Here is a 7,490-nt window from a genome sequence, read left to right on the forward strand (position 1 = left end):
CCCCCCGCCCCCGCGCCCCCCGCCCGGCCGCCGCCGGCCATCCCCCATTGGGGCCCGACACGTTCTAAAATCACAGGCTTGTCCCCCAGCCACAGCCCCATGACCCTGCGCCTGCACAACAACCTGACTCGCCAGCTCGAACCGTTCACCCCGATCGACCCGGCCTGTCCGACCCTGTATGTGTGCGGCCCGACGGTCTACAACTACGTGCACATCGGCAATGCCCGCGGCCCGGTGGTGTTCGGGGTCCTGGCCGACCTGCTGCGGCGGCGTTTCGGTGGCCTGCGCTACGCGCGCAACATCACCGACGTGGACGACAAGATCAACAACGCCGCGCGCGAGCAGGGCGTGCCGATCAGCACCATCACCGACAGGTTCGCCGCCGCCTACCGTGAAGACATGGCCGCGCTGGGCGTGGTGCCGCCGGACATCGAGCCGGAAGTGACCGCGCACATGCCGCAGATCATCACCATGATCGAGCAGCTCATCGCCAACGGCCATGCCTACGCCGCCGAGGGCCACGTGCTGTTCGCGGTGGCCAGCTTCGACGGCTACGGCAAGCTGTCGCGCCGTGATCCGGAGGAAATGCTGGCCGGTGCCCGCGTCGAGGTGGCCCCGTACAAGCGCGATGCCGGCGATTTCGTGCTGTGGAAGCCCTCCAGTGACGACCTGCCCGGCTGGGAATCGCCGTGGGGCCGTGGCCGCCCCGGCTGGCACATCGAATGCTCGGCGATGGCCGCCGCCCACCTGGGCGAGACCATCGACATCCATGCCGGTGGCGTGGACCTGCAGTTCCCGCACCACGAAAACGAGATCGCGCAGAGCGAGTGCGCCCATGGCGGCAGGATCTTCGCCCGGTTCTGGATGCACAACGGCATGCTCAACTTCGGCGGCGCCAAGATGAGCAAGTCGCTGGGCAACATCGAGCGCGTGCATGACCTGGTGCGCCAGCATCCGCCCGAGGCGCTGCGCCTGGCCCTGCTCTCGGCCCACTACCGGCAGCCGCTGGACTGGTCTGATGCGCTGATCGAACAGTCCGCGCGCACCCTGGACCGCCTGTACGGCACTCTGCGCGACCTCGCCGATGTGACCGCCACGGCGGCGATCCCGGCCGCCGTCGAGGCGACCCTGGACGACGATCTGAACACCCCGCAGGCGCTGGCCGAAGTGGCCCGCATCGCCGGCGAGGCGCGCCGCGCGACCGATCCTGCCGAGCGCACGCGCCTGAAGGGCGAGCTGCTCGGTGCCGGCCTGGCGCTGGGCCTGCTGCAGGCGGACCCGGCGCAGTGGTTCGGCACCGCCGCCAGCGAAGGCGACGACGATGCACGCATCCAGGCCCTGATCGACGAGCGTGCCGCCGCCAAGCAGGCCCGTGATTTCGCCCGCTCCGACGCCATCCGCGACCAGCTGGCCGCCGAAGGCATCGTCCTGGAAGACACCCCGCAGGGCGTGCGCTGGGTGCGCAAGCGCGCCTGACCCGCCCTGCCCCGTGGCCGACGCGTCCGGCCACGCCCCCACTGTAGAGACCGTTGTGACCGACTCCCCGTTCCCGCTTGAACCCACCGCCGCCGAGGCCCAGGCCGCCATCGCCGAGGAATTTGCCTTCTTCGGCGACTGGTCCGAGCGCTACCAGTACCTGATCGACCTGGGCCGCAAGCTGCCGGCCTTCGCCGACGCCTGGAAAACCGAAGAGCACCGCCTGCTGGGCTGCCAGTCGATGGTCTGGATCGTGCCCGAAGGCAACGCGCAGTCGTTGCGCTTCCACGCCATCAGTGATTCGGCCATTGTCTCCGGCCTGATCTTCCTGGCCCTGCGCGTGTATTCCGGGCGTTCGGCGCAGGAGATCCTGGACACCGAACCGAGCTACATCCAGGACATCGGCCTGGCCCGCCACCTGTCGCCCACCCGCAGCAACGGCGTGGCGGCGATGCTGGCCTTCATCCGCGAGACCGCGCAGGCCCAGCTGCAGCGCGAACAGCCGTGACCGCCGCCGCCACCGGGGACGAAGGCGCGCTGGCCCTGCTGGGCCGGCCGGGCTTTGCCAAGCTGCTGGCCTACCGCATCTTCGCGATGCTGTCCTACCAGGTGGTGGCCGTCACCGTCGGCTGGCACATCTACGAAGTCACCCGCAATCCGTTCTCGCTGGGCCTGGTCGGCCTGGCCGAGGTGCTGCCGTTCTTCGGCGTGGCGCCGTTTGCCGGCTACCTGGTGGACCACCTGCCGCGCCGCCGGCTGGGCATGGTCGCCTGCGCCGGCCTGGTCGCCACCGCCGTGGTGCTGACCGGCGTGGCCACCGGCTGGCTGCCGTTCCAGGGCGTGTGGCCGATCTACGCCGCCATCGCGCTGACCGGCATGGTGCGCGCGTTCCTGTCGCCCATCTACAACGCGCTGTTCGCCCGCGTGCTCGAGCGCAGCCAGTTCGCCCGCGGCGCCGGCCTGGGCAGCGTGGTGTTCCAGTCGGGCATGGTGGTCGGCCCGGCGCTGGGCGGCATCCTGGTCGGCTGGGGCGGCAAGGGCCTGTCCTATGGCGTGGCCACCGCCTTCGCGGTAGTGGCGATGGGCTGCCTGGCCACGCTGAAGGTGAGCGAGCCGGTGCACGACGGCCCGGCCGCGCCGATCTTCAAGAGCATCGCCGAGGGTGCCCGCTTCGTGGTCGGCAACCGCATCATGGTTGGTGCGATGGCACTAGACATGTTCTCGGTGCTGCTGGGCGGCGTGGTGGCGATGCTGCCGGCCTTCCTGCAGGAAATCCTGCACTACGGCCCCGAGGGCCTGGGCATCCTGCGCGCGGCGCCGGCGCTGGGTTCGATCGCGGTGGGCCTGTGGCTGGCCCGCCACCCGCTGCAGAAGAATGCCGGCCGCGTGCTGCTGTTCGCTGTGGCCGGTTTCGGCCTGTGCGTGGTCAGCTTCGGCCTGTCCCAGCATTTCTGGCTGTCGGCGCTGATCCTGCTGTTCTACGGCGCCTTCGACGGCGTCTCGGTGGTGGTGCGCTCGACCATCCTGCAGCTGGCCACGCCGGAGGAAATGCGCGGGCGGGTGTCGTCCATCAACGGCATCTTCATCAGCTCGTCCAACGAGCTGGGCGCGTTCTACGCCGGCACGATGGCGAAACTGCTGGGCCTGGTACCGGCGGTGGTGCTGGGCGGGTTTGCCGTGTTGAGCGTGGCCGGCATCACGGCGTGGAAGAACCCGACGCTGCGGAAGTTGAACCTGCGCGACCTGCAATGAACCTGTAGAGCCGAGCCCATGCTCGGCTGGCTTCTTTGTAGTGCCGAGCCCACGCTCGGCTGGCTTCTTTGTAGAGCCGAGCCCACGCTCGGCTGGCCCATGAAGAGCTGAAAAGCAGCCGAGCATCGGCTCGGCTCTACAGGAGCCATCCAGGCACCCAACAAAAAACCCGGCCGAGGCCGGGTTTTTCGCATGACCAGACAACGAACTGGAATCAGTCGCCCTGCTGCTTCTGCAGGTGCTCCCAACGCTCCTGGGCGTCGATGGTGCGCTCGGCGGTCAGGCGCGCTTCGAGGCGCTCCAGGCCGATTTCCTCACCGGTGTCCACGCAGTAACCGTAGTCGCCGGCTTCCAGGCGCTTCAGGGTGCTGTCGATCTTGCCGATCAGCTTGCGGTAGCGGTCACGGGTACGCAGTTCCAGCGAGTTCTCGGTCTCGCGGGTCGCACGCTCGGCTTCATCGCCGATGTCACGCACTTCCTCACGCAGGTTCTCGATGGTCTGCTTGGACTCTTCCACCAGGTCGGCGCGCCAGTTCTGCAGGCGCTGGCGGAAGTATTCCTGCTGCAGCGGGCTCATGTACTCCTCGTCCGAGCCGGGCTTGTAGCCGGTCGGCAGGATCGGGCGGCCGGTGGCCTCGTCGGTCTTGTATTCGACGACCTTGTACTTGCTGCGCGGGGCCGGCGCCGCCGAACGGGCGGTCACAGCCACGGCAACCTTGCCCACGGGGCGCGACACGGTCTTCGGAGCGGGATCTGGTTTCACGGCAGTTTTCACAGCGGTCTTGGCAGGCGATTTCGAAACGGGCACGGGATTCTTGGATTGCGGGGCCGTCGATGCTGCAGGGGTGGCGGCCGGGGCCGGCTTGGGGGCCGGTTGGGCTGCTGCCACTGCCGCGGTCTTGGCCGGGACAGACTTGGCCGGAGCTGCCTTGGCGGCGGGCTTCGGTGCGGTTTTCACTACCGGGGCCGGGGCCGGCTTGGCAGCCGGCTTGGCGACATTCTTGGTTACCTTCTTTACAGCGGCAGGAGTGGCGGCGGGTTTAGCCGTTGCACCCTTCTTCACCGCCGGCTTGGCTGCCGGCTTGGCCGCGGCCTTCTTTGCCACCGGCTTCGGTGCGGGCTTGGCGGCGGCCTTCTTCGGTGCCGGCTTGGCCACGGCCTTCTTGACCGGTGCAGCCTTGCTGGCAGCCTTCTTTACCACCGGCGCCTTCTTGCTGGCGGCCGCTGGCTTGGTCTTGGCCGGCGCTGCGGCCTTCTTCGCCGCAGGCTTGCTGGCCTTGGCCGGCGTTTTCGTTGCGGTGGCCTTCCTGGCCGCCGGTTGTGAGGATGCTGCCTTGGGGGCCGCCTTGCTGGCCGGCTTCTTGGCAACAGGCTTGGCCGCCAACTTCTTCACAACAGGCTTGGCGGTTTTCTTGGCGGCCTCGACGGCCTTCTTTGCAGTTTTTTTAGCAGCCACGAAACGCTCTTCCTTGGATTCCCCGGGGCCCGGGAAAGCGGGCCTTTATAGCCTACCCGACCCGCAGCAGCAACCTTGGGGGCCTGCTCCATTCAGTCCTGGAGCCAGCGGTCCAAAGCGACGGTCCGACGAACTGGGCCGCCTTGCGCGGTACGGAACCTGGCCGGCACCTCACGGTGCCGGTACCGGTCGCAGGCCATGGGCGACATGCGACCAACGGCCCATCCTGCACAAATGCGGGCTTCATGCCAACTGGCATAAGATGACTGGGTGATCTCGCGCCTGCTCATTGCCCTGCTGCGCTTCTACAAGCGCTTCATCAGCCCCCTGCTGGGGCCGCGCTGCCGTTTTGTGCCCAGCTGTTCTGAATACGCAATGGACGCCATCGCGCTGCATGGCCCACTGCGTGGCAGCTGGCTGGCCGCGCGCCGCCTCGGCCGCTGCCATCCGTTCCACCCCGGCGGCTTCGATCCGGTGCCCGAATCGCCCAACGCCCCCTCTTGCCGTTGCACAGGAAAACACTGACATGTCCTCCACCCTCATCACCAATGCCCGCATGGTCAACGAAGGCCGCACCTTCGACGGCGACCTGCGCATCGAGAACGGCCGCATCGCGCAGATCGGCAGTGGCCTGGCGCCGCGCGACGGAGAACAGGTGGTGGACGCAGCCGGGCGCTGGCTGCTGCCCGGCATGATCGATGACCAGGTGCACTTCCGCGAGCCGGGCCTGACCCACAAGGGCGACATCGCCAGCGAATCGGCGGCCGCCGTGGCCGGTGGCCTGACCAGCTTCATGGACATGCCCAACACCAACCCGCCCACCCTGGATTCAACCATCCTGGAAGCCAAGTACGAGCTGGCACGCGGCCGCGCCTGGGCCAACTACGGCTTCTACCACGGCGCCAGCAATGACAACCTGGAAGCGATCCGCGCGCTCGACCCGAAGAAGGCACCGGGCGTGAAGGTGTTCATGGGCGCCTCCACCGGCAACATGCTGGTGGACAACCCGGAAACGCTGGATGCGATCTTCCGCGAATGCCCCACCCCGATCATCACGCACTGCGAAGACACGCCGATGATCGATGCCAACCTCAAGGCCTTCCAGGAAAAGTACGGCGACGCGCTGACCCCGGACATGCACCCGGACATCCGTTCGCGCGAGGCCTGCATCAAGTCGACCCGCCTGGCCATGTCGCTGGCGCGCAAGCACGGCACCCGCCTGCACGTGCTGCACATCTCCACCGCCGACGAGCTGGCGCTGTTCGAGAAGGGTCCGCTGATCCGCGCCGACGGCAGCCGCAAGCAGATCACCGCCGAAACCTGCGTGCACTTCCTGCACTTCGCCCGCCCGGATTACGCGACCAAGGGCAACCTGATCAAGTGCAACCCGGCCATCAAGGAGGTGTCCGACCGCGAGGCGATCACCGCCGCGCTGGCCGATGACGTGCTGGACGTACTGGCCACCGACCACGCCCCGCACACCTGGGAAGAGAAGCAGAAGCCCTATGCGCAGGCACCGTCGGGCCTGCCGCTGGTGCAGTACGCGCTGGTGGCCGCGCTGGAGCGCGTGCACGAAGGCAAGCTGACCCGCGAACAGGTGGTGCAGAAGTTCGCCCACGCCCCGGCGCAGCTGTTCGATGTGGAAGAGCGCGGCTTCCTGCGCGAGGGCTACTTCGCCGACCTGGTGCTGGTGGAAGACGTGCCGTTCACCGTCAAGCGCGAGGACGTGCTGTCCAAGTGCGGCTGGTCGCCGTTCGAAGGCACCACCTTCCGTTCGCGCGTGGCCTCCACCTGGGTCAACGGCCAGCTGGTGTGGGACGGCAGCAAGCTGGTGGGCGAACCCGCCGGCCAGCGCATGACCTACGACCGCTGATGCGTTCGGCACTGATGATCGGGGCGCTGCTGCTGGCCGCGCCCCTGCTCACCGCACGCCAGGCGCAGGCGCAGGATGGCATCGGCAGCCTGATCGACAGCCGCGTGGTGTTCCCGGCCAGCGCTTCGCAGGGCGCGCTGGTGATCGGCAAGGTGCCCGCCGGCAGCCGCGTGCAGTACGCCGGCCGGCAGTTGCGGGTGAGCAGCTACGGCAGCGTGGTGTTCGGCATCGGTCGCGATGAGAAGGGTCCGCTCCAGGTACAGGTGCAGCGCCCCGACGGTGGCAGCGAGACGGCCACCATCACCGTGACCGCGCGCGACTGGCCGACCGAGCGCGTCAACGGCGTGCCGCCGAAGACGGTCAATCCGCCACCGGCGATTGCCGAGCGGATCAAGCGCGAACAGGCGCAGGTGACCGCCGCGCGCGCCCGCGATGACGACCGTACCGATTTCACCCAGACCTTCATCTGGCCGGTGCAGGGCCGCATCAGCGGTCGCTTCGGCAATGCGCGCGTGTACAACGGCCAACCCGGCGCCGGTCATTCGGGCATGGACATCGCCGTGCCCACCGGCACCCCGGTGAAGGCACCGGCCGCCGGCGTGGTGACGTTCGCCGGCCCGGACCTGTACCTCACCGGCGGCACCCTGCTGATCGACCATGGCTACGGCGTCAGCTCGAACTTCCTGCACCTGTCGCGCATCGACGTGAAGGTCGGCGACCGGGTGACCCAGGGCCAGGTGATCGCCGCTGTCGGCGCCACCGGCCGTGCCACCGGCCCACACCTGCACTGGGGCATGAACTGGTTCGACACCCGCATCGATCCGTTGCTGGTGCTGGAGCGCAAATAACACGTGCCTGTCGTGGCGGGGGGGGGGGGGGGGGGGGGCGCCCGCGGGGGGGGGGGGGGGGGGGGGGGGGGGGGGGGGGGGAAGG

At 68.6% G+C, this 7,490-nt stretch carries 7 protein-coding genes; 6 read left to right on the forward strand and 1 reads right to left on the reverse strand.

Features of this window, described 5'->3' with window-relative positions:
* Positions 1-99 precede the first annotated feature (99 nt).
* Genes cysS through IAE41_RS21145 form a run of 3 tightly spaced genes read left to right on the forward strand, consistent with a single transcriptional unit; the run spans position 100 to position 3,228 of the window.
* Entirely contained in the window at positions 100-1,476 is a 1,377-nt protein-coding gene (gene cysS / locus IAE41_RS21135) for a cysteine--tRNA ligase (protein WP_200734447.1), read from the forward strand.
* Positions 1,477-1,531: 55 nt separating this feature from the next.
* On the forward strand, positions 1,532-1,984 hold the full coding sequence (locus IAE41_RS21140; protein ID WP_079222523.1) for a SufE family protein: 453 nt from the start codon (positions 1,532-1,534) through the stop codon (positions 1,982-1,984).
* Positions 1,981-3,228: an MFS transporter gene (locus IAE41_RS21145; RefSeq protein WP_200734448.1), complete on the forward strand. Its 1,248-nt coding sequence runs from the start codon at positions 1,981-1,983 to the stop codon at positions 3,226-3,228. Before IAE41_RS21140 ends, IAE41_RS21145 begins: the two co-directional genes overlap by 4 nt.
* Positions 3,229-3,442: 214 nt before the next feature.
* On the opposite strand, the gene dksA is transcribed toward IAE41_RS21145, so the two are convergent.
* A complete protein-coding gene (gene dksA, locus IAE41_RS21150; protein WP_200734449.1) occupies positions 3,443-4,684 on the reverse strand; it encodes an RNA polymerase-binding protein DksA in 1,242 nt (413 codons plus the stop codon).
* Between the two features lie 270 nt (positions 4,685-4,954).
* Here dksA and yidD point away from each other — a divergent pair, with 270 nt between their 5' ends.
* Genes yidD through IAE41_RS21165 form a run of 3 tightly spaced genes read left to right on the forward strand, consistent with a single transcriptional unit; the run spans position 4,955 to position 7,405 of the window.
* Complete coding sequence (gene yidD, locus IAE41_RS21155) at positions 4,955-5,209, forward strand: membrane protein insertion efficiency factor YidD (RefSeq protein WP_200734450.1); 255 nt, start codon at positions 4,955-4,957, stop codon at positions 5,207-5,209.
* 1 nt (position 5,210) lies between these two features.
* On the forward strand, positions 5,211-6,557 hold the full coding sequence (locus IAE41_RS21160; protein WP_079222527.1) for a dihydroorotase: 1,347 nt from the start codon (positions 5,211-5,213) through the stop codon (positions 6,555-6,557).
* A complete protein-coding gene (locus IAE41_RS21165) occupies positions 6,557-7,405 on the forward strand; it encodes a M23 family metallopeptidase (RefSeq protein ID WP_200734451.1) in 849 nt (282 codons plus the stop codon). Before IAE41_RS21160 ends, IAE41_RS21165 begins: the two co-directional genes overlap by 1 nt.
* The last annotated feature ends 85 nt before the right edge of the window (positions 7,406-7,490 follow it).

This window comes from Stenotrophomonas sp. S39 (genome assembly GCF_016624665.1).
GTDB lineage: Bacteria > Pseudomonadota > Gammaproteobacteria > Xanthomonadales > Xanthomonadaceae > Stenotrophomonas.